Source organism: Marinomonas spartinae (genome assembly GCF_016461715.1).
GTDB classification, from domain to species: domain Bacteria; phylum Pseudomonadota; class Gammaproteobacteria; order Pseudomonadales; family Marinomonadaceae; genus Marinomonas; species Marinomonas spartinae_A.
The window spans coordinates 281239-307564 of sequence record NZ_JAEMUI010000001.1 but is presented as its reverse complement, the minus strand read 5'-3'; the positions used below and the strand labels follow the sequence as shown (position 1 = coordinate 307564).

Here is a 26326-nt window from a genome sequence, read left to right as displayed (position 1 = left end):
ATACAGTAATGTTATTATAAGGTAGCTAAATCGAACGCAAAGGTAAAGAATGTCTAACTTGTCACCCACGTTAAAACTAGCTCTGGATCTCATATCCCGACCTTCCGTCACCCCTGAGGACGCAGGTTGTCAGGATGTCATGATCGAGCGACTTAAACGCATCGGATTCCACATCGAAATGATGCCATTCGGCGACGTAAAAAACTTTTACGCCAAACGCGGCACATCAGGCCCTAACCTCTGCTTTGCAGGCCATACAGATGTGGTACCAACCGGCCCGGAGAAGGAATGGAAAGTCCCTCCCTTTGCCCCCGAAATTATCGATGGCATTCTCTACGGACGCGGTGCCGCAGACATGAAAGGCAGCCTAGCGGCGATGGTCACGGCCGTTGAGAGCTTTATTGAGACCAACCCTAATCACACTGGACAGATCTCCTTTTTGATTACCAGTGATGAAGAAGGGCCATTTGTGGATGGCACGACACGAGTTGTTGATGCTCTTATGGCAAGAGAAGAAAAGATCGACTGGTGCATCGTTGGCGAACCATCCAGCACCCATACGCTGGGAGATGTGATTAAAAATGGCCGTCGAGGCTCATTTAGTGGCGACTTAACAGTTTATGGCAAACAAGGCCATGTGGCCTATCCCCATTTAGCACAAAACCCCATTCATTTGGCAGCGCCTGCCATAGCCGAACTGGCAAGCACCCACTGGGATGACGGTAATGACTTTTTCCCCCCTACCAGCTTTCAGGTATCAAATTTAAACGCTGGTACTGGAGCGACTAACGTCGTACCGGGCACATTAAAAGCGCTATTTAACTTCCGTTTTTCATCCGAGTTGGATTTTGACGCATTAAAATCCCGTGTTATTGAGATTCTAGACAAACATCAGCTGCGATACGATGTGGAATGGACTTACAATGGCCTACCTTTCCTTACTCGTCCTGGAGAACTGGTCGATGCCATTAAAAATGCCATTGAAACCACCGTGCAAATTACGCCAGAACTATCGACCTCAGGTGGCACATCGGATGGACGCTTTATCGCCAAAATGGGCACCCAAGTGGTCGAGCTTGGTCCTATCAACGCGACCATTCATCAAATTAACGAATGCGTTGAAGCCGAAAGCCTAAACCAGCTCAGTACCATTTATGAGCGTATTTTACATAATTTATTTAGCTAAATAGCCCCATTATGACTCTAAAAAACCGCCTTCATAAACTTGCGATGAAACTTGGTAATAATCCTCGACTCGCATTGCTCAAAATGATACAAGGCGGTCTTTTATTTGCTTTTGGCTCATTAATGATAATGGTCGCAAATCGTGTTTTGAAAGACTCCATACAAGCAGAGCTAATTGCTCTGCTTGGGCTGGTGATTGCGGGAGCTGGTGTCATTTGGACACTAGTAGGCTATTTATCCATGAGCATTTTGCGGCTCTACAATATGATCAACAAAAAGGATTAAACGATGCAACCTGACATCGAGATTTACCTTTTATCCTGCCCAACTGAGAAAATTATCGCTTGGCTGAACGACAGGTTCACCTTGTTAGACAAGCAAACGCCATCGACGATTTGCACCAAACTGGTCATGGCAGACAAAAATCAAGTTATTCCAGTGACCATCATAGAACAGGCAGCAGGAAAGCGCTTTACCTCGGTCCTGTTTGATACCGACAAAACACCTTGGGATGACGACATCAGCTGCGCAAAAGAAGCTTACCGCGCTCTACAATGTGAAATTCGCTGCAACCTTCAGAGCTGGTCTGAAGACGACAATCAAGACCCTGATCAATGGTGGAAAATCAACGATTACGAAGAAGGCCCATTTATTTGGAAATAACAGAACAGCTCATCTCAATCAACCATAGCTAAACACCAATACGCACTATCAATGCTGAGAAAGACACTTTTTTTCATAAGCGAACGTTAAGTTAAGCTGATTATGATGATCTTACAACACAACAAACCATTATTTAAAAGGGAAACTATTCATGCAAATTACACTCTTAAAAGGCAAACTCCATATGGGCAGCGTCTCGCAAGCAGAACTTTGGTACGACGGCTCTTGCGCGATAGATAAAGACCTTGTTGAATTGGCAGGCTTTCGTGAGTTTGAACAAATTGACATTTATGATGTGGATAATGGTGAACGTTTTCATACCTATATTATTCTTGCGGAAGCAGGCTCAGGCACTATTTCTATGAATGGCGCAGCTGCTAGAAGAGTACAAGTCGGTGACCGAGTCATTATCGCAGCATATGGCACCATGGACGAAAGTGAGGCAGATAATTTTAAACCCAAATTGGTCTACTTAAATAAAGACAATACCGTTGAGCGCACCACCAATACTATCCCAGTGCAGAAAGATTAATGCCTTCTATCCTGAGCAAAAAAAAACCAGCTATGTCGACATAGCTGGTTTTTTTAAAAGCGCTAAAAGTCTTAACCAACCTACTTAGAGAACCGCAAGTGCGGCATCATAATTCGGCTCATCAGCAATTTCAGCTACCTGCTCGCTAAAAAGCACTTTGCCATTCTCATCCAATACAATAACGGCACGAGACAACAAACCAACCAGAGGGCCAGTTTTAAAAGTTAACCCGTAATCATCGCCAAACGTTGAACGAAAGCTGGATCCCATATCCACATGATCAATCCCCTCCGCGCCACAAAAACGAGCCGCCGCAAAAGGTAAATCTGCAGACACACAAAGCACATTTACGCCCTTTAACGAGGCAGCCGACTCATTAAACTTACGGACAGAGGTCGCGCAAGTTGGCGTATCAACTGACGGAAAAATATTTAGTACAAGTTTTGTACCTTGATAATCTTTTAAAGACACCAATGACAAATCGGTTTTCACTAATTCAAAATCTGGTGCCATGGATCCCACGGCAGGCAGTGAACCAACGGTTTCAATTGAATTACCTTTCAATGTAACAAATGCCATACTATCCTCTTGCTATTAATGAATGTGATGATTAATAAAAAAACGAATTATTGAGCGGCTTACTCTACAAAAAGCACAACGAAAGACCCAATAAGCGCTACCCACATACTAAACCTTAGCCTCGCACAATAGACACGTTTTCGGCTTGTTTTCCTTTCTCACCCTCTGTCACGTAAAACCGAACCAACTGGCCTTCTACCAGAAAACGACGGCCACGCCCCCGAATGGCACGGTAGTGAACAAACACATCGTCGCCATTTTCCATGGTTAAAAAACCAAACCCTTTTGAAGAGTTAAACCATTTCACTGTTCCCTGCTCGCGGTCGTCGTCCTCATCCTCATCGGATTGAGATTGACTAGCAGAGGCATTGCCTTGACTAATAATGGCACCGACATAAACAGAAACCAAAGTAAATGCGAAGTAAACTAAATAGTTTGTTCCAAGCACTTCACCTAATACACCGGCAATCAGCAAAGGAACAATAAGCGCAATAACTAAACTTGTAATAAATGCACGTACTGAAAACAAGCTTGAACCAACAGAAGAGCCTTTCGTACTTGCAACATTATCCTGATGATCATTCATAACTGTATCTCTTATTAATGTGTTGAGTTGTTGATACGAGGCGATTATTTACCAAAACAAGACACCTCGTTTATTTTATACAAATGTGGAAAATTAAAAATTTTACTACACTCTTTCAAAATTGCCATGTGAAGCGAAAGGTGATCGTAGTAAGATAATCACCTTGTTTAAAAGAGCAATTTTTCGCCTTTTCTATTTTTACGCGCAATCAATTGCAAGTAATCCATAGAGAATGGCTCCCAAATTAAGAGCTTAGCTCATTAAGGTTACCATACTGATGCCATCCATGAACACCTCAGATATCGAGCAGCGGATCGATGAACTCGAATACCAACTACAATTCCAAGAAGACACAATCGATAGCCTAAATAAAACCATCGCCCTTCAGCAAAGAGATCTTTTATTGATACAAGAAAAATTATCTTTTCTCGCCAGACAATTAGAAAACTATCGACAACAACAAACTATCCACGGCGACGACAAACCACCCCATTATTAGACATAAAGCGAACTCGCGATAACAACGCAGATAATAGGATTAACTGGCCTCTAATGATTTTAGAACATGGACGTCAAATCGCCCAGCTTTTCCCTCAAGTTGATAGGTTGGCACCATCCCATTTAAAAAAGGCGCCCCTTTAGGTCGCTTTACAACGACTCGATATTCTGCCAATTCAAGCGCCTTTGGCAAAAGTGCATCAGCATCCTCATCTTTACCCACCAAATCACGAAAAAAGGCCATTTCTTTTTTAGCAGCCGCAGACGATTTATCAGTATGCGGATACATAGGGTCGAGATAAATCACATCAAACGTTTGTCCGGTAATGGAATGAATGTCTCTATCCAGTAACGCCATTCTAGCGACTATCTCACCCACCTCCTGATGATCTAAAGCACGAGTTATGCCATCCTCCAGCATTGCCCTAACAAAGCCCACACGCTCACACAAGGACAACTGACAACCAAGGCTAGCTAACACAAATGCATCACGTCCCAATCCCGCCGTTGCATCCAATACATGGAGCCCATTACGCTTATTCAAGCCAACCGCTTTGGCAATATCTTGACCTTTTCCACCGCCAAATCGTCGTCGGTGGTCCGTCGCACCGGAAGTGAACTCAACCTGCACAGGTTTAGGTGCCCCCTTACCCGTTTTAGCCAGACTTACGCCATTTTCTCCCATTAATAACAAATAATCGTATTCATCCACATATTTCAGCGGCTTATCAAGGCGATAAAGCGGTACATTTAATTCATCAGCAAGTTGTTTGATAGAGAGATCGAATCCAGCCTCTAATGAGGCGACAGCAAAACGACTAAGCAAAAACATCTACTCCAATTAATTGATTTCGAGGATTATCCGCTGCCATTGCCTCGGTATTATGGTACGCCTGAAGAGCGGATTGCGCTTTGGCCGATAACCCCTCTATACGCCGAAAACGAGAAGCATTGTCATGAGAATGTACTTTTTCAAGGCGCGATACTGAGGCGGAGACTGATAAATCAGCGGCACCTGATGGCTTTTTTATTATAGAGGAATCAAGAGACGGCGCATTCTTATTGCTTATCGCTGCAGGAAGCGGAGGACTAATTCGCATGGTAAAAAGTACTCGTAATTCACATCAATGGTAATGAAGTATAAGTAATCAATATAGCTTTTTCTCATGAAAACACCTATTTAACAGATGCCAAAAAAACATCTACAAATCGGTATTTACTACTCCAATAAAAGACACTTTAAAAAAATCACCTCTAAAGAGGTGATCACAAAATCATTACAAATCGCGAACTAAAGAACAATAAAATCCAGTTAGCGCTTGCCTATTCTAGGTGCCTGCTTCTCCCAGGTAATTTCATCCCTTAAATAAATAGGAATAGCATCATAAGCCGACACCGTTTCCCCTTTTTCAAAGGCTGTAACAGCCAGTTGTGCGATGCAAGCGGCTCGGGGAGCAACCTCCATCAGCACCTGCTCAGGTTTAACTGGCAATAAACCATTGAGTATCTCATCATATCGCCAACCAGACCCGACACCTTGATAGGGTAACGAAAGAGCCTCCAGACGTTCCGGATGAATCACACGCTCATCGAGTAAGGTCTTCACACTATATTGCTCAGTTGCTTTATCACCCCGAGCTACTTTATCGACACTCACTTTATCAACAAAGTACCCTGCCACATAGATTTCGCCCATGCGAGCATCCAGTGCAGATAACCAATGATGCAGCCCGGTTTTCTGGAAGCCCTCCAATGCTTGAGCGGCCAACGTCGAGATAGGAATGACTGGTAAATCCGCACCATAAGCCAATCCTTGCACAATGCCGGCACTGATACGAAGCCCCGTAAAGGATCCTGGACCTCGTCCAAACGCAATGGCATCCAAATCCTGCAAAGCCATCCCAGATTGCTGCAAAATTTGTTCTACCATAGGTAGAATCAAATCATTATGCTGGCGTGGTGCCATACGAAAGTCTTCCAGCACCACACCATTTATGTTCAATGCAACAGAACAAGCCGAGGTTGATGTATCTAACGCTAAAATTGCCGCCATCGAATCATGATGCCTTTAAAGAAGTCAGCAAGCTTTGCTTAATGTCGTTTAATTCACCAACACCATTGACTTTGACAAATTGTGGCGCCGTCGCAGGATCTTCTTTCAACCATTGTTGATAATACCCAATCAGTGGCGCTGTTTGCTCATAGTATACTCCTAAGCGTTTACGCACGGTTTCTTCCGTATCATCAACACGCTGAATAAGATCTTCACCCGTTACATCATCTTTACCTTCCACTTTAGGTGGATTGTAAATCACATGATAAGTACGGCCTGAGCTTTCATGAACTCGACGGCCACTCATACGCTTCACAATCTCTTCATCTGCAACGTCAATTTCCACCACATAATCAATTTGAACACCCGCTTCTTTTAGCGCATCGGCCTGTGGAATAGTACGAGGAAAGCCATCAAATAGGGCACCATTGGCACAGTCTTCTTCTGTAAGACGCTCTTTAACAAGACCAATAATAATATCATCGGACACCAATTGACCGGCATCCATAACCGCTTTCGCCTTTAAACCTAACTCCGTTCCGGCCTTAACCGCTGCACGTAACATATCACCAGTTGAAATTTGCGGGATACCAAACTCTTCAGTGATGAATTGAGCCTGAGTCCCTTTACCAGCGCCTGGGGCACCTAATAATATTACTCGCATAACATGTCTCCAAAAGTCAGTCTATAAACTGGAAAGCAACCATCTGCCACATGAAAAAACACGCACAAAAAAGGCGCAAAAAAAGCAACAAAAAACAGATGACTTGCGTTGTAAAAAATCGAATGGCCGCTTAGCATACCCAAGCAAGCCTTCAAGATGCAAATTTACTGTCTTATTTTCGCTATTTTAGCGCCTATATTGAATGTTTTTTAATCAAATGCTGATTTAGCCCGTATTTTGCATACCACTGGCAATACCAGCCATTGTAATCATTAACGCCTTATTCACTTCTGGGTTATCTGGGTTTTTACGGCTTCTATACAGCAATTCGGCCTGCAGATAATGCAACGGATCAATGTAGGGGTTACGAACATCAATCGACTGGCGAATGGTTTTATTGTCTTCAATCAGTCGGTCTTGTTGCTTCAACTCTTTGACCAACTCACTCACTTGTAATAACTTGCTACGCAACAAACGGCCTAACCCTTTAAGCTCTTCATCCACGAGACGCTTCTCATAGTACTCGGCAATATCTGGCTCAGCCTTGGCTAGTACCATATCAAGCATATCCAAATAAGCCCCAAAAAATGGCCATTTTTTATGCATTTCCCGCAGTTTATCTAAATTACCCGACTCGATGGCTTGCTCTAACGCACTTTCAGCTCCTAACCAAGCCGGCAACATAAGACGAATTTGCATCCACGCGAAAATCCAAGGAATAGCTCGCAAGCTCTCGACACCACCGTCAGAACGCCGACGAGCAGGTCGGGATCCCAAAGGCAGCTTAGCCAACTCCTGTTCCGGTGTAGTCGCCCTAAAATACGCCACAAAATCCTCATGACCTCGAACAATAGAGCGATATTGGTTCATCCCAACTTCTGCCATCTCATCCATAATAGCTCGCCATTCTTCTTTTGGTGGTGATGCTGGAATTAGGGTCGCTTCCAATACGGCGGAACAATAAAGCTCCAATGAGCGAACGGCAATATCAGGGATACCGAATTTAAAGCGAATCATCTCCCCTTGCTCTGTGACGCGAATCGAGCCATTTACCGAACCAGGAGGTTGGGACAAAATGGCTACGTGAGCAGGACCGCCACCACGCCCCACAGTACCGCCACGTCCATGGAACAAGGTTAAATGCACCCCATGACGCTTACACAGCCCTGTTAAGGCCTCTTGGGCGCGATATTGCCCCCATGTTGCGGCAATTTGTCCCGCATCTTTGGCAGAGTCAGAATAACCAATCATGACTTCTTGACGACCATTGATATAAGCCTTATACCATGGGATGGTGAAGAGCTGTTCAATGATTGGCTCAGCATTATCCAGATCCGCTAAGGTTTCAAACAGCGGCACGATACGCATAGGAAAACGTACACCGGACTCTTTTAGCATTAAAGCCACTGCCAACACATCTGACGGTGCACTGGCCATTGAGATCACATAGGAACCAAATGAGCTGGCTTCACCTTTGGCAATCATGGCAAATGTGTCCAATACCTCTTTAACCTCAGGCGTTGGTGACCAATCTAACGGCAACAAAGGACGTTTGGAGTTCAGTTCTGTTAACAAAAACGCTTGGCGAGAAGCCTCATCCCACTCGGCATAATCTCCGACGCCATAAAAACGAGTAATCGCCGACAAGGCCTCAATATGACGAGAGGCATCTTGACGAACATCTAACTTCACTAAGGTTAAACCAAACGTGGCAGCACAGCGAATCAAGTCTAACAGGGCCCCATTCGCGATCACTTTCATGCCACAGTCGATAAGAGACTGATAACACAAAGTCAGGTCATTCATTAATTCCTGACTGTTCAGCATAATATTCTCGGCGCTCTCCGGGCGACCATCCAAGCGTGCTTGAGCCCACTCTTTAGTCGCGATCATGCTTTGCTCTAAGCGACGTAATACTTCTCGATAAGGCTGTGGACTATCACCCACACGCTCACGTAATGCCGCGTTACACTGGGTCATCGAAAACTCAGAACGCAAAACGTTCAAATCTTTAATATATAAGTCAGCGGCCATCCAACGAGCCAGTAACGTGACTTCTTCAGTAATTTTGTGGGTGACATTAGGGTTGCCATCTCGATCTCCCCCCATCCAGGTCGCAAAGTGAATAGGAGCTAGATTTAGCGGCAAATGCTCCATATCAGAATACTGACGATACTGTTTGTCTAATTGACGGAAAAAACCAGGTACCGCTTCCCATAAAGATTGTTCTATTACCGCGAAGCCCCATTTTGCTTCATCAACTGGCGTAGGACGCTGTTCACGAATTTCATCGGTATGCCATGCTTGGGTAATGATTTCTTTAAGGCGACGAATGTGTTTCGCTTCTTCTAAAGGGAGAATATTATCTTTATCTAATGCTTCAAGTTGCGTTGAAATATTATCGTATTTGCGGATAAGAGAACGGCGTACTACTTCGGTTGGATGAGCAGTGAGCACCAACTCAATTGACTGCCCTTGCAAGGCGTTAAGCATTTGTTCCGATGAAAACCCTTCTTTTGACAAGCGTCCCAGTAAATCTCCTACCGGATTTTGATAGATGCCAAGGCTTTCGTTAGTACGGCGACGATGAACACGATGATATTGCTCAGCGATGTTTGACAAGTTCAAAAACTGATTAAACGCACGGGCCACTGGCACGATGTCTTTTTCATCCAGCGCTTCCAGTGCTTCAATCAATGCCGCTGAATCCCCTGAGTGACGACCATCTTTTGATAACTGACGGACCTTCTCGACAGTTTGTAAAAAATCCTCTCCCAAGTGATTGCTCATGGTTTCCCCTAAACAATCTCCTAGTAATCTCACATTTTCACGCAATGATGCTTGACGGTCACTCACTTCACCCCTCCTTTCAAACAAAAGACAACACAAGATATCTGCGCCTTTTGGCTTCAATAGTTATCATTATTGTTAACGAGAGCTTATAAGCCTTCTCGTTTCGCTTGCTCCCATAAAACATCTAACTCTTCAAGAGAACAATCAGTTAGGCTTTTTCCACTCTCTGATACTAACGTTTCTATGCGAGCAAAGCGACGACGAAATTTTACATTGGTACGATTTAAAGCCACATCAGGTGACACGTTCAAATGACGCGCCAAATTACTCATGGCAAACAAAACATCGCCCATTTCAGCTTCGATGTGCGCTTGCTCTGCTTGCTGAATGGCTTCTTCTAGTTCGGCTAACTCTTCACGAATTTTGGCAAAAACTGGCGCTACATCTGGCCAATCAAAGCCCACTTTAGCGGCTTTTTTCTGCAATTTATCAGCTTGCATCAACGCTGGCATGGAGACAGGAACCGCAGACAATAGACTCTCTTCTTCATAGGAATGATCTTTGAGAATACCATCGTTAGGAACATTGAGTTGAGAGCGCTGACTTTTTAGCCGTTTTTCTTCTGCTTTGATGCGGTCCCACTGACCTCGTAATGCCTCTTGTGAAACTGGGGGAGCCTCTCCAAAACGCGCTAAATCCCCATCAGGAAAAATATGAGGATGGCGACGCAGCATCTTATTGATGATTTCATTGACGACATCATCAAAATCAAAGCGCTGTTCCTCTTTACCTATTTGTGCGTAAAACACTACTTGAAAGAGTAAGTCGCCAAGCTCTTCCTTTAGATGCTCGTAATCACGACGCTCAATCGCGTCTAACACTTCGTATGCTTCCTCCAAAGTGTAAGGCGCAATGGTCTGATAGGTCTGCTTCTTATCCCAATCACAGCCATGCTCTTTATCCCGCAAACAGGCCATGAGTGTTAATAAGCGATCCATGGACGTCATAGTGGACCCTAACGCACTCAAAAGTCTTTTTCCCTAAACACGTTCAGCACATTGGGTAGCTGATCAATACGATGTAACAGCTTACTCAACACGCCTAATTCCCCCACCTCTATAGTGAAACGAATTACCGCCGTATGACTTTCTTTTGTCGATAATGTGTTCATGGACAGCAAGTTGACTTTTTCATTCGCCAACAGCGCGGTGATATCATTGAGCAGACCCGTTCGATCATAGGCTTCCACCTGAATGTTCACTGGGTAAAGATTATCCACCTCTTCACCCCAGCTGACTTCTACCATACGTTCAGGCTCTTCACCACTCATCTGAATGATATTCGTGCAATCTTGTTTGTGAATCGATACGCCCCGACCTTGTGTGATGTAACCGACAATCTCATCCCCTGGCACTGGCGAACAACATTTCGCCATTTGTGTCAGCAATTTGCCGACTCCCAAAATATGCACATCATTATCGGAGGATTTATGACGACTTTTCTTCAGTCTAACTGGACGTACGACAGGGGCATTACCATCTAGACTCATCAGGTCATCAATCGCATGAAGCACACGAGATAACTGAATATCACCAGCCCCTAAAGCCACGTAGACTTCATCTGCGTTAGAAAAATTAAAGCGAGAAGATAACTTCATTAAATCAAGACGACTTTCATCTACACCAAGTCGTTTGATCTGCTTATCGAGAATCAGTTTCCCTGCCTCTAAGTTTTTCTCACGATCTTCTTTTCGAAACCAATTTTGAATTTTCGCTCTAGCACGATTGGTTTGCACATAACCAAAGGTAGGATGCAGCCAATCTCGACTAGGTGATCCTTCCTTCGAGGTAAGAATTTCAACTTTATCGCCAGTTTTAAGATGGGTAACCAAAGAGGCTATTTTGCCGTTTATTTTGGCGCCACGGCAACGATGGCCAATTTCCGTATGCACCCGATAGGCAAAATCGACAGGGGTAGCATTGACTGGCAAATCCACAACATGCCCATCTGGGGTGAACACATAAATACGATCTTGCTCAATTTCACTGCGAATTTGCTCTGATAAAGATTCAAAGTCGTCTTGAACTTCATGGAAGTCCAAAATCGTTCTTAGCCACTGAAGCTTTTCTTCATAGCTTGTGCTATTAGAACTTAAATCCGTTCCCTTGTACTTCCAGTGGGCACACACTCCCAACTCGGCATCTTCGTGCATGGTTTTGGTACGGATCTGAATTTCTAATGCTCGGCCCTGTGGCCCAATAACCGCCGTATGTAAAGACTGATAACCGTTACTTTTTGGGTTACTAATGTAGTCATCGAATTCCTGAGGGATGGGCTTCCATAAATTATGCACCACCCCTAGAACCCCATAGCACTCCATGGTTTCATCCACCAAAATGCGCACCGCTCGTACATCGTACACTTCATCAAAGCCGATGTTTTTGCGCTTCATTTTGCGCCAGATGCTGTAAATATGTTTTGCACGGCCCATTAAATCCGCATGAATATTAATACCTTCTAGACGCTTACGTAGTACGTCAATCACGTCATCGATGTATTGCTGACGATCAAGACGCTTTTCATCCAACCAAGTAGCAATACGCTTGTATTCCAGTGGATAAAGATAGCGAAACGATAAGTCTTCCAACTCCCATTTAATATGACCAATCCCCAAACGATGGGCCAACGGGGCATAAACACTTTGTACTTCTAGGGCAACGGCAACACGACGCGCTTCATCTTGGTGCTTAGCTTCCTTGATGGCGCAGGCACGCTCTGCCAGCTTGATCAACACCACACGCACATCATCGATGATCGACACCAGCATCTTACGCAACGATTCCAGCTGGTTTTCACTGCTACCTAATACTTCCGCGGCGGAATCAAGGGTTAGGTTTTTCGACACCTCTCCCATTCGCACTACGCCTTCAATGATAGAAGCGACTTTACGCCCAAACATATCGACCACACGAGAAATTGGCAGCTGATCTTCTCGAACCACACGGTATAAAGCCGCTGCGACCAAAGAGTCCTGATCAGCACGGAAGCTAGACAGTATCTCGACCATCTCAAGCCCAGCTCGGAAGGTGCTCGCTTGCGGCCCCCAGTAAGAAGGGCGAGGAGACTGAAACTCAGCTTTACGGGCCAGCTCACATGCCATACGTAGCGGCACTCTTGAGCCGTCATCAACTGTATTGGCAAACTGCGCCATCCATAGATCAATATCAACCGTTCCGTCTGCTGAAATCGGGTGATCTTTTCTTACTGTTACCATTGCCTTACCCTTAAAATTACTTCTTTTGCAGTAACATCATAGTCTCTACATGTGAGGTTTGAGGAAACATATCCATCAAACCTGTACGTAAAACACGATATCCTTTCGTGACTAAATATTCAGCATCTCTTGCTAAGGTAGAAGCATTGCAAGAAACGTACAAGATTTGCTTAGGATGCATATTAATTATTGCCTCCAAAAACTCAAATGCCCCCGCACGAGGCGGATCTAACAATACTTTCGTAAACGACATATTAGCAAGTTCTTGATGCACTGGCTTGGTTAAATCGGCGGCAACAAAACGTGCATTGTCAAGATGATTAGCCAACGCATTTTCCCTCGCCGCCACAACCATCTCTTCTTGAAGCTCAACCCCCACTACCTGTTTTGCACGCTTAGCCAAAGGCAAAGAAAAGTTACCAACTCCACAAAACAAGTCTAATACGGTATCTTGCTCGCTGGGAGCCAACCAATCCATAGCCTGTGCAACCATTTTTTCATTCATGGGCGCATTAACTTGAATAAAATCTTGAGGATGATAATGCAGTGTTAAACCATCAAGCTGATAAAAACGTCTAGCCCCATCGCCAATCAAGGCCCTTTTCATCTCAGGTGGTTGCCAATACAGTGCGACTTGCTGTTGTTGAGCCCATGCCTCCCACTGAGCTTTGAGGCGATCGTCCAACGCATGAGTTAAACGAAACGTCACGGCAAGGCCTTTGCTGTCCTCTAACAATTCGATATGACCCAATTTTTTGGCCAGATCATCATCAATAAGCGATGTTTTAAGGGACTCGAAAACCGCTTGCAAAGGTGTCGTTAGCACCAAACAACGATCAATTGGAACAATATCACTAGAGGATTTTCCACGAAAACCAAACAGCACCTTCTGTTTTTTGACCTGTACCGATAAACGAGCACGTCGACGATATGCCATCGGCTGATCCGCTAGCACCGATAAGGCATCGTCAGAGTCAACCAATTTTCGAACCTGCCCCTTTAGCCAATCATACTTGGCCTCCAGTTGCTTTTCTTGAACCAAATGCTGAAAGCTGCACCCGCCACACTGTGAAAAGTGTGGACAAGCAGGCGTGATCCGATGCGGACTTTGGCGGACAATCTGCTTGAGTGACGCCTCATCAAAACGACGCCCTGCTTTGCTGACTTGTGCCTCTACCGTTTCACCCGGTAAGGCACCCGAAATGAAGGTGACTTTACCCTGTTGACGAGCCACCCCCTTTGCATCATGCGTTAGCCCGTCAATCTCAAACAACTGGATAGGACCAAGTGACGGGGGACTAGGTGGGCGTCGCGTTGGGTGTCTTCTTCTCAAGGGAATGTCTCTTCAACAAGATAAATATAAAGGATGCCCTATTCTAACGCATATTGGCGCAATACCCTACCTTGCTACATAACGTCACGAGTCAAACACTCCTGTGGATAAATAGCGGTCACCACGATCACACACAATCGCAACAATCACCGCATTATTAAGGACTTTAGACAACTCTAACGCTGCATAAACAGAGCCACCAGACGATACTCCCGCAAAGATCCCTTCTTCTTTAGCTAAGCGTCGCATGGTTATCTCCGCATGGTTTTGCTCGACATCCATCACTCGATCAACTCGTGTTTCGTCAAAGATGGTCGGTAAATACTCTTTCGGCCAGCGGCGAATTCCAGGAATACTGGCCCCATCGGCAGGCTGCAAACCAACAATTTCAATGCTTGGGTTTTGCTCTTTAAGATAATGAGAGACCCCCATAATGGTGCCAGTTGTCCCCATTGAGCTAACAAAGTGAGTGACCGTGCCTTGAGTTTGCTGCCAAATTTCAGGACCCGTTGTTAAATAGTGCGCATTAGGATTGTCCTGATTACCAAACTGATTCAGCACTTTACCAAGGCCTTGCGCTTGCATCTCCATGGCCAGATCCCGCGCTCGCTCCATACCTTCTTCTTTTGTCACCAGATGCAAAACAGCACCATAGGCTGTCATAGCAGATTTACGCTCCTGGCTCATATTGTCAGGCATGATAAGGTGCATTTTATAACCTTTTATCGCCGCTGCCATCGCCAAGGCAATCCCTGTATTACCACTGGTTGCTTCGATCAAGCTATCACCTGGCGCAATCTCACCACGCAGTTCTGCTTGTAAAATCATATTTAATGCGGGACGATCTTTAACCGATCCTGCAGGATTTTGTCCTTCGAGCTTTAATAACACCGTGTTGTTTGGGTTTGGGTTGATTCTTTGCAATCGCACTAAAGGCGTTTGCCCAACAATAGACTCTATACTAGGATATTCAATCATAAAAAACTTCATTGACATTAATGATGTAGGAAAAGAAACTTAACGTTATAACGCATTAAAAAACACTTCATTAAAAGAATAAAATAAGAAAGCGTTATAAACTTAGCTCACACTCTCTTTTCTGGAGCCACTAATGACGAACAACGTCCTAAAATCAGGCACTTTGATGTTGACCATCGCCTTACTAGCAGGCTGTGATTTATTTGAGAGCGATATGGATAAACTATCAGATGACACTCTCAGAGCCAAATGGAAAGAATGCCAAAGCATTAAAGACATATCGCGACTCAAAGCCACGGCCTGTAGTAATTATGAGAAACAATGCAATAAACGCAAAAAAGCAGGAACACTTGCTTGCTACTAGTCAGCTTGCTGACTAGTAGCCACAAAAACAGCAAGCCAAAACGGATCATGACAATATGAAGCCACTGGGAAAGATCAAAACACTTTCACCAAGCAAGACACTCTTTTGGGTCATTTTTACGCCCCCTCTTATCCTTTCATTGGCTGCTGTGTGCTTTTTATTTTTTTCAAGAATAAGTGATTTAGAGCAACAACTCGACAATAAAGCGCTGATTATTTCCGATTTATTAGTCTCTACCAGCCAAGTAGCGTTGGCTTCAAACAACACCCCTATTTCGCCTCAGCTATTGCAAAATGCCCTAAGCTACGGCGATGTCCACAATATCGAGATTTTTAACAGCAAATACCGCATCGTTGCCGAAACAGGGGCTGCGCCTTACTTACCTTCCCCCACTCTAACAGAGCAGGCAGTCAGTGAGCAAAAAGACGATGCTATTATTCGCATCACTCCGATCTATCATATTATCCCTACAGAAGTTGATGAAATCAGTGGCCAACCCGATTTTGTCAATTTGCGCACCCCAAATCATTTAATTGGCTGGGTTAAAGTGGAAATAAGCAAAGACAAGCTTGCCATACAAACCTATCAGCTCATTAGTCTTTTGGCCTTGTTCTTCGCGTTTTTCAATAGCATCACCGCCTACATCGCTTGGCAAGCGTCCAATTACTTGGCTCGTCCATCAGAAATCATTACTGGGGCAATCAACAACCTCGTCAAAGGACAATTTGCGTCGGCTAAATCCCTTAAACTTTCTCCCCAATTTAGCTTACTGGAAAAAGGCATTCGAGATTTAGCCGAGCGCTTAGAAAGCCACAAAGAGGAACTTAATGCTGGCATAGAGCAATCTACTGAGGATCTCAGAAGCAATTTGGATAGCCTCGAAGAAAAAAGCGCCCAACTTCATATTGCTAATAAAGAAGCCATGGAGTCCAATCGCCTTAAATCGCAATTTTTAGCCAATATTAGCCATGAAGTTCGCACCCCTCTCAACGCCATCTTGGGCTATACAAAAATACTGCAAAAGAACCTAGTCGACGATCAGCAAAAGATCTATATAGACACTATAGAACAATCGACGAACAGCCTATTAGCCATCATAGGCGACATTCTTGACTTCTCAAAAATCGAAGCTGGCAAACTCAGCTTAGACCATGGCGACGTCAATCTAAGAGAATTAGTTGATGATGTGTATCAAATTCTGAGTGCTAGCTTACTGACCAGTGAAAAACAAATAGACCTCGTGCCGGAATTTTCTGAAGATGTGCCACAGTGGGTTACTGGTGACGCAGTACGCATCAGACAAATCCTTAACAACTTAATCGGTAATGCCATCAAATTCACCCACAAAGGCTCCATTCGAACCAAAGTCACAGTTGTTAAACAAACCAGCGAGCAGCTTTTACTCTCTTTTAAAGTCATCGATACTGGTATCGGCATTCCTGAGAATAAATTAAATCGCCTATTCAAACCCTTCTCTCAGGTCGATAACAGCACAACACGCCAATTCGGCGGCACAGGGTTAGGACTTGTCATCACCAAAAAGCTCGTTGAACAAATGGATGGCAACATCGATGTTTACAGTGATCAAAAAAATGGCTCCACTTTTTACTTCACGTTGAATCTTCAACCCTCTGAAAAAACCGACCAAACACCGGAAAAACTGAATAAGCAGTTTATTCTACTTGAGCCAAGCCATCTCTATCGCCTTTATCTTACCCATTACCTAAAAAGTATTGGGGTGCAGTGCACCGCTTGCTCCACTTTAGAACAAGTCATCGCCAAATTAGGCCAACAGGACACTGACATTGACGGCCTTTTAATCAGCATCACACCGTCAGACAAAAGCGCCAACGAAGCACATGAGCTAATCAGCTACGCCAGCTTACAATTTCAGATACCCAGCATTTTGATGATCCAACCACCTGGGCAAACAACACACTACCCTGCTCTCAAAGCCATTTGCAGCAGCACGCTACTTAAACCGATCAGTCATAAGCACTTATACCATGCGCTAAAAACCATTTCGTTGCCGATACAAATTGACGCGGCGACGCCTTTATTGCCAAAGCAACAACCCAACATTGCCGAAGCACAAACACCAATAGAGTCTCAACCAGCCATAGATTCCCAAGCACAACAAACTGAGTCAGAGCAGCAAACACATGGTTTGAAAGTGCTTGCTGTAGACGACACCCCCATTAACTTGCAGCTTATGTCTCATTGGCTAACCCCTAACGGCATTGAAGTCACCTTGGCATACAGTGGACAACAAGCCATCAATATTGCCAAAGAAAACACCTTTGATCTTATCCTCATGGACATCCAGATGCCAGAAATGGATGGAATTGAAACCACAAAACAGCTACGTACTCTTGAAGCCTACCAAGACATTCCCATCATTGCCGTCACCGCCCATGCCCTCGGTATAGAACGAGAAAAAATGCTGCTTAGTGGCATTAACGCCTATCTAACAAAGCCCATTGATGAAAATATTTTATTAAACACCATCGTGAAATGGTGTACCAAAAAAGGCAATTATCAAGAACAACTCAATAGCGAAATAGCCAACGCCTTTGATGTAAACAAAGCGCTAGAGATTGTGAATCATAAAACCGACATTGCTAAAGAAATGTTCGATATGCTGGCAGATACCCTAGAAGATGAGAAACGCCTTATTAAGCACCATTTCGAACACCAAGACCTTGAAAAACTAATCCATGTTGTGCACCGCATCCATGGTGCGTCCAAATACACGGGCACCATCAATATGACACGACACGCAGGCTATTTAGAAACACATTTAAAAGAGTTGGGGTTTGAGGAGGTCGAGGGTGTCCTTGAAGACTTCTTGGACGCCATCGATCAGGTCATTAATGCCAGACATTGGATTAAATGGCCTCAAGAATAACAAAGGCTTGTGCATAGGCCTTTTCGTCGGTCAAACTCAAATGCCAGTTTATAGGATGATCAAAACGTGCCGCTATTTCATCATCAACCCATAATGTAGGCTGACCTGACGGCAAATTGCGCACAGAAAAATGCTGAAAGCTCACACCACGGCCAATCCCAGTGCCAAGTGCCTTCACCGCCGCCTCTTTTGCAGCAAAGCGCTTAGCAACAAAGGCGTTCCCATTGTCTACATTGCTAATCGCCGACCACTGGGCTTTTTCTTCAGCGGTTAAAATACGATCAATAAACCGCTCTCCTAAACGCTCAATTGACTTTGCCATCCGCGCAATATCCACTAAATCGGTACCTATACCAACAATCACCTTCAACCTCTATCAATATCAATGTCTTTATATAGCACGGAAGATGGGCACCCCTAAAAGCCGCTCCCCTTGAAAGAGTTGCTTTGGCAGTAAACGACGAGCATTAACAGGCTTGCCATTTAATAGACTGTCCAACCAAGCCCTATGCAACTCCTTCGCCAAACTCAGCACCTGCTTATCCGACCAATGGCCAGCATGATAATCTAGTGCAACTTTCCCCTCAACAAACAACAGTGGTGTCAGTTTTGGAATATCCCCAAAGTAAGGACGTAAACCAAATTTTTCATGGAATTGATACAGCTGCTTGGGATCAAGCGGTTCTCCACGCCCTGTAGCCGACAAGTTAATCGCCGACCCCAACTCACTAAACAGACCCACTTCAAAACGCCGCAGTAAAGGGGCAATTGCTACCCCAGAATGCAAGTTTTCAATCAGCCACTGATAGAGGTAATACACATCCGACAAAGGTAAGTTCAAAGGCAGCAACTTAGACAGAATCTCATGAGCATATAAAGCCGCATACAGAGGCATACCCTCTAATGATCTCTGTCGTTGCAGACTTTCCATGCTTTTCAAGGTTTTAAGCTCACCTCGTCCGGTTAACTCAACTTCAAAACACAAAAAAGGCCCAGGTATAACCCGAGCCTCTTTTTTTGGTAAGCGCCATACACCACGCACTAACCCTTGCTCAAGACTCAACAAATCCACCAGAATTTTACTGTCTTGAAAAGGACGTGTATGAATAACATACGCACTGGCGCGCATTCTACCTACCCTTCTTAAACATCCACACTACTCTTCTTGATACCCTAAGCTCGCCAAGGCGCGCTCGTCATCGGACCAGCCAGAACGAATTTTAACCCATAAATTCAACATCACTTTATGCTGAAATAAGTTTTCCATGTCAATACGGGCTTCTTTGCCAATCAGTTTAATTTTCTCACCACGCTCACCGATAATGATGCGCTTTTGCCCATTTCTCTCAACCAAAATTAATGCACTGATGTGTATTGCCGTTTCTTCATAGACAAACTCTTCAATCTGCACCGCAACTTCATAAGGCACTTCCTGCCCCAATTGGCGAGTAATTTTCTCACGTACAATTTCGGCCGCCAAAAAACGTGAGCTGCGATTGGTAATTTGGTCTTCTGGATAAAACGCAACCCCTTCAGGGATATAGCTTTCCACCAAGCGCTCAAGACGGTCCAAATTATTGTTGCGCAATGCAGAAATAGGCACAACTTGCGCAAATTCCATACGCTCAGATAAGTTCGCTAAACGCGGTAAAATCGTTTCCTTTTCTTTAACTTGATCCACTTTATTGACCACAAGAACCACAGGGCAGCGAGCATACTTCACTTTTTGCAACACGGATTCGTCTTCTTCGGTCCAACGATCGACATCCACCACAAACAAAATCACATCCACGTCTTTCAGAGCGGCCGTGGCGGTTTTGTTCATAAAACGGTTGATTGCTTTGGTTTCACCAAGATGCAATCCTGGGGTATCCACATAAATTGCCTGAATATGACCCTCTGTTTTTACCCCTAATATCTGATCACGAGTTGTCTGAGGCTTACGAGAGGTAATCGATAATTTTTGCCCAAGAATATGATTGAGTAAGGTTGACTTACCAACATTAGGACGACCGACTATCGCCACATAACCACAATGAGTAATCTCAACTTCAGACATTATTTTTGTTCCAATAATTTAAGGGCGGCTGCCGCAGCATTTTGCTCCGCAATGCGACGACTATTACCTGTACCTTCTATCGCCTGATCACAAAGCTCAACCAGACAGTGCACATGAAACGTTTGATCATGGGGCTCCCCCAAAATTTCGACGACCTCATACTGTGGCAAGGCGTGTTTACGAGCCTGTAAAAACTCCTGCAAACGTGTCTTGGCATCCTTGGTTACTACCTTAAGAGAGGTTGCATCCAAGCGATCTTTGTACCAAGCTAATATATGCTGACGGGACACATCCATCCCGGCATCCAGATACATGCCACCGATAATCCCTTCTACCGCATCGGCTAAAATAGAGTCCCGACGAAACCCTCCGCTTTTCAGCTCTCCGGCTCCCAACTTTAAAAAGTCCCCTAGCTGAAATTCGCGAGCTAACTCCGCTAAGGTGTCGCCTTTTACCAAGGAAGCTCTTAGTCGACTTAACTCGCCTTCCTTCGCCTTTGGAAAGCGATGGAACAACTCTTCAGCTATGACATAATTTAAAATGGAGTCACCCAAAAATTCAAGGCGCTCATTGTTTTTGCCACCAAAACTGCGGTGCGTTAGCGCCAATTCGAGTAATCCAAGGTCGGCGAAAAAGTACCCTATTCGCCGACACAACTTCTGATACAGTGAACTCAAAATCTCTCCAACATTATTTAATCAAACCGTTATATTCAAAACTTGGAAGACTGAAAAACTTATTCCAATACAGCCATACATAAAAAGCTCGACCTTTTAGATCAGACTCTGGCACAAATCCCCACACTCGACTATCAGCGCTATTATCACGATTATCACCCATCACGAAATAGTGGCCTTTTGGCACCACATAATCCCCTTGGAGTGGATTTGGATAGTGATTGTTATAGATATAATGAACCGTGCCGTCTAAGTCTTCTTTAAACAAACTCACCGCCTCTTGGTTTTGGTCTGGTGAGGGTGGTAAATCCGCAATAAACTGTTTGCTGACCTGTTTGCCATTGATCTTAAGAATTTTATTGTGATAGCTAATATGGTCCCCAGGCAAACCCACTACCCGTTTAATATAGTTGATACTCGGATCTCGTGGGTATTTAAAGACAATCACATCGCCACGCTTTGGCTCCGTTGTTTTGATCAAGGTGGTATTCAATACAGGCAAACGAATACCATAATCAAACTTATTCACTAGAATAAAATCACCAATTTTCAATGTCGGCAACATTGAACCAGACGGGATCTGAAAAGGCTCCACTATAAAGGATCGCACAATAAAGATGACCGCAATGATGCCAAAATACGACTTCACTTCTAATACAAATTTCGGTGTATTCGCTAATCGCTCTTTTTCCGCTTTACTCAGTGCTGAGCGCGCCTCTTCTGGCATACCAGCCAACAAGGCTTTACGTTTTGGCGCAAAAACCAGTCGATCATACAACCAAAACGCCCCGGTAATTAAAAAAGCCAAGGTCAGTATCAACTCGAAATCAAAACTCATACATCTGTCTCCATTACGGCGCACACTGTGGGTGGGCCAAATCTAGGTTCATGCTGCGCTTAGCTATCTATTTGCAATGCTGCAAGGAAGGCGGATTGTGGAACTTCCACATTACCAACCTGCTTCATGCGTTTTTTACCTTCTTTCTGTTTCTGTAACAGTTTCTTCTTACGGCTTACATCGCCACCGTAGCACTTAGCAATTACGTTTTTACGCAAGGCTTTTACAGTTGTACGAGAAATGACTTTGGCGCCAACGGCCCCTTGAATCGCCACATCAAACATCTGACGCGGAATCAACTCTTTCATTTTTTCACACAAAGCACGGCCTTTATATTGCACATTATCTTTATGCATGATCAACGCCAAAGCATCCACACGTTCACCGTTAATCAGAATATCTAAACGGCATAATGGAGCGGGTGCAAAATGCGAAAAACTGTAATCCAGCGACGCAAATCCACGGCTACAAGATTTCAACTTATCAAAGAAATCCATCACCACTTCGTTCATCGGTAATTCATAACGCAATTGCACCTGCTTACCAGCAAACTGCATATCTTTTTGGACACCGCGCTTTTCGACACATAAGGTAATCACACTACCCAGGTATTCCTGCGGCACTAAAATATTGGCTTCTACAATCGGCTCACGCATTTCCTTGATCGAACCGGGGTCTGGCATCTTAGAAGGGCTATCAACATTAATGACCTGACCATTTGCCAATTCGACCTCAAAAATAACCGTCGGTGCGGTCGTAATTAAATCAAGATCGTATTCACGTTCTAAACGCTCTTGAATGATTTCCATGTGTAGCATCCCCAAGAAGCCACAACGGAAACCAAAACCTAATGCATCGGAACTTTCGGGTTCAAAGAAAAGTGAGGCATCATTCAAGGTTAATTTATCCAGAGCCACACGAAAATCTTCATAATCATCAGCACTGACAGGGAACAGACCGGCATACACTTGAGGTTTCACCTTTTGGAAACCCGCTAATTGGGCAACGTCCGGAGTGGCAGCGTGGGTAATAGTATCCCCCACTGGTGCACCATGAATGTCTTTGATCCCAGCAACAACAAACCCTACTTCACCCGCTTTGAGAACATCGGTTTCTTTACGCTTCGGAGTGAAAATACCTGCCATATCCACAAGGTGCGCTTGCTTAGTCGATTTAATAAAAATCTTGTCTTTTTTGCGCAAAGTACCTTGTTTAATACGCACTAAAGACACAACGCCTAAGTAGTTATCGAACCAAGAGTCAATAATAAGAGCTTGTAATGGCGCATCTATATCCCCTTCCGGTGGCGGAATGGTTGCGACTAATCGCTCTAATACATCCTCAACTCCCATTCCTGTTTTGGCAGAACAGGTTACGGCATTCATAGCATCGATACCGATGATTTCTTCAATCTCGCCGCTCACACGCTCAGGTTCAGCTTGAGGTAGATCGATTTTGTTCAATACAGGCATAACCTCAAGGCCTTGATCAATCGCAGTGTAACAGTTCGCTACGGATTGAGCTTCCACGCCCTGCGCTGCATCCACCACCAAAAGCGCCCCTTCACAGGCTGCTAATGAACGGGAGACTTCGTAGGAAAAATCCACATGTCCCGGCGTATCGATGAAGTTCAGTTGATAGGTTTGACCATCTTTGGCATGGTAATCCAAGGTCACACTTTGTGCCTTAATAGTAATGCCACGCTCGCGCTCAATGTCCATAGAGTCAAGAACCTGCGCCGACATTTCACGCTCACTCAACCCCTCACAGATTTGGATAAAACGGTCTGCTAGGGTCGACTTTCCATGATCAATATGGGCAATAATACTGAAATTGCGTATGTGCTTAAGATTTTTTGAAGACACTATTTACTCACACTTTAAAAGCGATATTTGGTTGAATACGGCGTTCTTTATTCGAGATTGCTGTCCTTGGGTCGCTTATTGCCAAAATAAAAAAACACTATGACGGCAAGCGTCACAACAAAATACGAACCAGACGGCATTCGGATCAGAAATTGGCGAGCATTCTACCGAAAATCAACCAAGGACTCCATTTATTTAAATGAACAAACAGACAAAGTCATCATAAATAACACAGTTAAAATCAGGGTAAAACGATCCCCCGTTGTTTTAAGACACGTTCAACCGTATCCACTGTCGCTTGTGTATGAGCATCAATTTCTAAATTCACTTTATCGCCCGCGTTGAGCTGACCAAAGGTGGTTAAACGAAGGGTTTCTGGAATCAACGACACTTCAATCCAATCATCCCCTATGTCACTAATGGTTAAACTGGCACCATTGAGGCCAACATAACCTTTATCGAACAAGTAACGTCGTGCATCCACTTCATCTTGACGATCAATCACAAAACGAATATGCACACTTTCGTTGATCTGCTCTACTCGCGACACGGTTACCGTGGTCATGATATGCCCAGACATAACATGCCCGCCCACTTCGTCGCCCATTTTGGCTGCACGCTCAAAATTAATGTTGTCGCCGTCATTCAATAAACCGATATTGGTTAATTTGAGGGTGGTATCAATAACATCAAAGGATAAAACATCCTGCTTGATTTCAGAAACGGTTAGGCAGACACCATTGATCGCGACACTGGCGCCCAACTGTTGATCTAACATCGTGCCCATCGGAAACTCTATGGCCAGTTTTTTATTCCGGCCGTCCGCTTTAAGAGATTTAACGACCGCAACACCTTGAACAATTCCGGTAAACATAAGAAGCCTTTCACACCATTTATCATTGATCAGAACCTATACAATACGGGCAACTTATGCTCAACTGGAGAAGAATTAATCACCTCCGCACAAAGCACCGCCAACTCTACCTTCACAAGAGTTATCATAGATTCACTAATAGGGTTATCCACAGCATGCGGGGATAACAAATTGTAACACTCATTATCTTGAGTTATGCGTCTAAAATCCTCTTTTTCAAGCTGCTTTATTTGTCAAACACCCTAATGAACCATTCATTTACTTTACTATTTAGACCAGCCCTGAGACGAAAAAGCCGCTTTAGTTAGCGGCTCAATCTCTGCAACATGACAAATGAAGCTAAGAGGACTTATTTATTCAACGCCTCAATCATATCTTGAGTCACTAAAGTAATACCGTCAGAATTACGATAAAAACGTGCAGAATCCGCAGCTGGATCTTCCCCAATGATGGTGCCTTCTGGAATCCGACAGTCAGAATCCACAACCACACGATGAAGACGGCAATGACGCCCAATATCACAGCGAGGCAGTATCACAGATTTATTCACATGAGAGTATGAATTCACACGTACGTTATTAAAAAGAATCGACTGCTCGACCGTTGAGCCAGAAACAATACAACCAGCAGACACCACGGAATTTAGCGCGGTACCGATGCGTTCTTCATAATTATAGTTAAACTTCGCTGCCGGACGCTGATACTGTGCAGTACGAATTGGCCAGCTTTCATCATACAAATCCAACTCAGGCACCAACTTAGTCAAATCCATATTTGACTCCCAATAAGCCGTCAAAGTCCCCACATCTCGCCAATAAGGCTTTTGTGGATAACTTTCGTTTGGAATAACACTATGGGAAAAGTGATGGGCTTTTATTTTAGAACGGCCAACAAAGATCGGAATAAGGTCTTTACCAAAATCATGGCTGGAGTCGTCATCCTTTGCATCAGAGCGTAAATTGTCACATAAGAACTTGGTATTAAAAATGTAGATTCCCATACTCGCAAGAGCAACATTGGGATTACCAGGCATGGTTGGAGGATGGGTCGGTTTTTCCTCAAAAGCGATGATATTATCGTCCTCATCCACATGCATAATGCCAAATTGATCGGCTTCTTGGATGGGGACTTCAATACAGGCCACAGTCACATCAGCACCGCTTTCGATATGTTCTTTCAACATCAAACTGTAATCTTGTTTGTACACATGATCACCCGCAAGAATGAGCATGTATTCACTCCCCAGACCATCAATCATGGCTAAGTTCTGATACACCGCATCGGCCGTTCCGCGATACCAATCTCCCCCCGTTTGTTGCTGGGCTGGCCAAAGTTCAATAAATTCATTGAAGTCTGAACGTAAAAAGTTCCAGCCTCGCTGTACATGCTGATTCAAAGTATGGGAACGATATTGAGTCAGCACGGCAATTCGGCGCATGCCCGAATTGATGCAATTAGAGAGTGGAAAATCAATGATCTTGTACTTACCTGCAATGGGAACAGCAGGCTTCGCACGGTTGTCGGTTAATTGCTTCAGCCTTGAGCCACGCCCACCCGCTAAAATAATTGACAGGGTTTTCATGCATGCAGTGTTTAAATCCAT

The 26326-nt window shown here is 44.3% G+C and carries 26 protein-coding genes; 7 read left to right on the top strand and 19 right to left on the bottom strand.

The genetic code is table 11. From position 1 onward, the window contains the following. Positions 1-49 precede the first annotated feature (49 nt). The 4 genes from dapE to panD all read left to right on the top strand — a co-directional run bounded on the left by dapE (position 50) and on the right by panD (position 2380). A complete protein-coding gene (gene dapE, locus JHD45_RS01385; RefSeq protein WP_199474344.1) occupies positions 50-1186 on the top strand; it encodes a succinyl-diaminopimelate desuccinylase in 1137 nt (378 codons plus the stop codon). 11 nt (positions 1187-1197) lie between these two features. Next, positions 1198-1470: a hypothetical protein gene (locus tag JHD45_RS01380; RefSeq protein WP_199474335.1), complete on the top strand. Its 273-nt coding sequence runs from the start codon at positions 1198-1200 to the stop codon at positions 1468-1470. Positions 1471-1473: 3 nt separating this feature from the next. Then, a complete protein-coding gene (locus JHD45_RS01375; RefSeq protein WP_199474333.1) occupies positions 1474-1848 on the top strand; it encodes a hypothetical protein in 375 nt (124 codons plus the stop codon). Between the two features lie 151 nt (positions 1849-1999). After that, on the top strand, positions 2000-2380 hold the full coding sequence (gene panD / locus JHD45_RS01370; RefSeq protein ID WP_199474332.1) for an aspartate 1-decarboxylase: 381 nt from the start codon (positions 2000-2002) through the stop codon (positions 2378-2380). An 84-nt stretch (positions 2381-2464) separates the two neighbouring features. Here panD and tpx read toward each other — a convergent pair whose 3' ends face one another. Next, complete coding sequence (gene tpx, locus JHD45_RS01365; protein WP_199474327.1) at positions 2465-2959, bottom strand: thiol peroxidase; 495 nt, start codon at positions 2957-2959, stop codon at positions 2465-2467. Between the two features lie 115 nt (positions 2960-3074). Continuing rightward, complete coding sequence (locus tag JHD45_RS22475; RefSeq protein ID WP_325097252.1) at positions 3075-3545, bottom strand: cold shock domain-containing protein; 471 nt, start codon at positions 3543-3545, stop codon at positions 3075-3077. Between the two features lie 277 nt (positions 3546-3822). Here JHD45_RS22475 and JHD45_RS01355 point away from each other — a divergent pair, with 277 nt between their 5' ends. Further along, positions 3823-4044 (top strand): SlyX family protein, encoded by a 222-nt coding sequence (locus JHD45_RS01355; protein ID WP_233407494.1) that lies wholly within the window; start codon positions 3823-3825, stop codon positions 4042-4044. 39 nt (positions 4045-4083) lie between these two features. On the opposite strand, the gene JHD45_RS01350 is transcribed toward JHD45_RS01355, so the two are convergent. From JHD45_RS01350 to cysM, 9 genes are all read right to left on the bottom strand, one after another. Then, positions 4084-4869 (bottom strand): class I SAM-dependent methyltransferase, encoded by a 786-nt coding sequence (locus tag JHD45_RS01350; RefSeq protein ID WP_233407493.1) that lies wholly within the window; start codon positions 4867-4869, stop codon positions 4084-4086. Then, positions 4862-5143, bottom strand: a complete 282-nt coding sequence (locus JHD45_RS01345) for a hypothetical protein (RefSeq protein WP_199474324.1) — start codon at positions 5141-5143, stop codon at positions 4862-4864. Before JHD45_RS01345 ends, JHD45_RS01350 begins: the two co-directional genes overlap by 8 nt. A gap of 212 nt (positions 5144-5355) precedes the next feature. Next, complete coding sequence (gene tsaB, locus JHD45_RS01340) at positions 5356-6096, bottom strand: tRNA (adenosine(37)-N6)-threonylcarbamoyltransferase complex dimerization subunit type 1 TsaB (RefSeq protein ID WP_199474322.1); 741 nt, start codon at positions 6094-6096, stop codon at positions 5356-5358. A gap of 4 nt (positions 6097-6100) precedes the next feature. Continuing rightward, complete coding sequence (adk, locus tag JHD45_RS01335; RefSeq protein ID WP_199474317.1) at positions 6101-6760, bottom strand: adenylate kinase; 660 nt, start codon at positions 6758-6760, stop codon at positions 6101-6103. A gap of 225 nt (positions 6761-6985) precedes the next feature. Continuing rightward, a complete protein-coding gene (ppc, locus tag JHD45_RS01330; RefSeq protein WP_199474315.1) occupies positions 6986-9616 on the bottom strand; it encodes a phosphoenolpyruvate carboxylase in 2631 nt (876 codons plus the stop codon). An 83-nt stretch (positions 9617-9699) separates the two neighbouring features. Then, positions 9700-10560 carry a nucleoside triphosphate pyrophosphohydrolase gene (gene mazG / locus JHD45_RS01325; RefSeq protein WP_199474313.1) on the bottom strand — a complete coding sequence of 287 codons (861 nt, stop codon included), beginning with the start codon at positions 10558-10560 and terminating at the stop codon, positions 9700-9702. Between the two features lie 17 nt (positions 10561-10577). Beyond that, positions 10578-12827, bottom strand: coding sequence for a GTP diphosphokinase (relA, locus tag JHD45_RS01320; protein WP_199474311.1), 2250 nt, complete (start codon positions 12825-12827; stop codon positions 10578-10580). 16 nt (positions 12828-12843) lie between these two features. After that, on the bottom strand, positions 12844-14160 hold the full coding sequence (gene rlmD, locus JHD45_RS01315) for a 23S rRNA (uracil(1939)-C(5))-methyltransferase RlmD (protein ID WP_199474309.1): 1317 nt from the start codon (positions 14158-14160) through the stop codon (positions 12844-12846). A gap of 84 nt (positions 14161-14244) precedes the next feature. Beyond that, complete coding sequence (cysM, locus tag JHD45_RS01310; protein WP_199474300.1) at positions 14245-15138, bottom strand: cysteine synthase CysM; 894 nt, start codon at positions 15136-15138, stop codon at positions 14245-14247. A 133-nt stretch (positions 15139-15271) separates the two neighbouring features. Here cysM and JHD45_RS01305 point away from each other — a divergent pair, with 133 nt between their 5' ends. Then, positions 15272-15502, top strand: a complete 231-nt coding sequence (locus tag JHD45_RS01305) for a hypothetical protein (protein WP_199474298.1) — start codon at positions 15272-15274, stop codon at positions 15500-15502. A gap of 55 nt (positions 15503-15557) precedes the next feature. Continuing rightward, positions 15558-18410, top strand: a complete 2853-nt coding sequence (locus tag JHD45_RS01300) for a response regulator (RefSeq protein ID WP_199474296.1) — start codon at positions 15558-15560, stop codon at positions 18408-18410. Here JHD45_RS01300 and acpS read toward each other — a convergent pair. The 8 genes from acpS to glgC form a co-directional block, all read right to left on the bottom strand. Further along, positions 18391-18774, bottom strand: coding sequence for a holo-ACP synthase (gene acpS, locus JHD45_RS01295; protein ID WP_199474294.1), 384 nt, complete (start codon positions 18772-18774; stop codon positions 18391-18393). The genes JHD45_RS01300 and acpS overlap by 20 nt on opposite strands. Before the next feature lie 27 nt (positions 18775-18801). Next, positions 18802-19539, bottom strand: coding sequence for a DNA repair protein RecO (gene recO / locus JHD45_RS01290; protein WP_199474292.1), 738 nt, complete (start codon positions 19537-19539; stop codon positions 18802-18804). A 27-nt stretch (positions 19540-19566) separates the two neighbouring features. Continuing rightward, on the bottom strand, positions 19567-20469 hold the full coding sequence (gene era / locus JHD45_RS01285) for a GTPase Era (RefSeq protein WP_199474290.1): 903 nt from the start codon (positions 20467-20469) through the stop codon (positions 19567-19569). Next, positions 20469-21146, bottom strand: a complete 678-nt coding sequence (gene rnc, locus JHD45_RS01280; RefSeq protein WP_199474288.1) for a ribonuclease III — start codon at positions 21144-21146, stop codon at positions 20469-20471. Before rnc ends, era begins: the two co-directional genes overlap by 1 nt. A 13-nt stretch (positions 21147-21159) precedes the next feature. After that, a complete protein-coding gene (gene lepB / locus JHD45_RS01275) occupies positions 21160-21984 on the bottom strand; it encodes a signal peptidase I (protein WP_199474286.1) in 825 nt (274 codons plus the stop codon). Between the two features lie 59 nt (positions 21985-22043). Further along, positions 22044-23849, bottom strand: a complete 1806-nt coding sequence (gene lepA, locus JHD45_RS01270) for a translation elongation factor 4 (protein WP_199474284.1) — start codon at positions 23847-23849, stop codon at positions 22044-22046. 241 nt (positions 23850-24090) lie between these two features. Further along, a complete protein-coding gene (locus tag JHD45_RS01265) occupies positions 24091-24723 on the bottom strand; it encodes a riboflavin synthase subunit alpha (RefSeq protein WP_199474282.1) in 633 nt (210 codons plus the stop codon). A 349-nt stretch (positions 24724-25072) separates the two neighbouring features. After that, positions 25073-26326, bottom strand: coding sequence for a glucose-1-phosphate adenylyltransferase (glgC, locus tag JHD45_RS01260; protein WP_199474280.1), 1254 nt, complete (start codon positions 26324-26326; stop codon positions 25073-25075).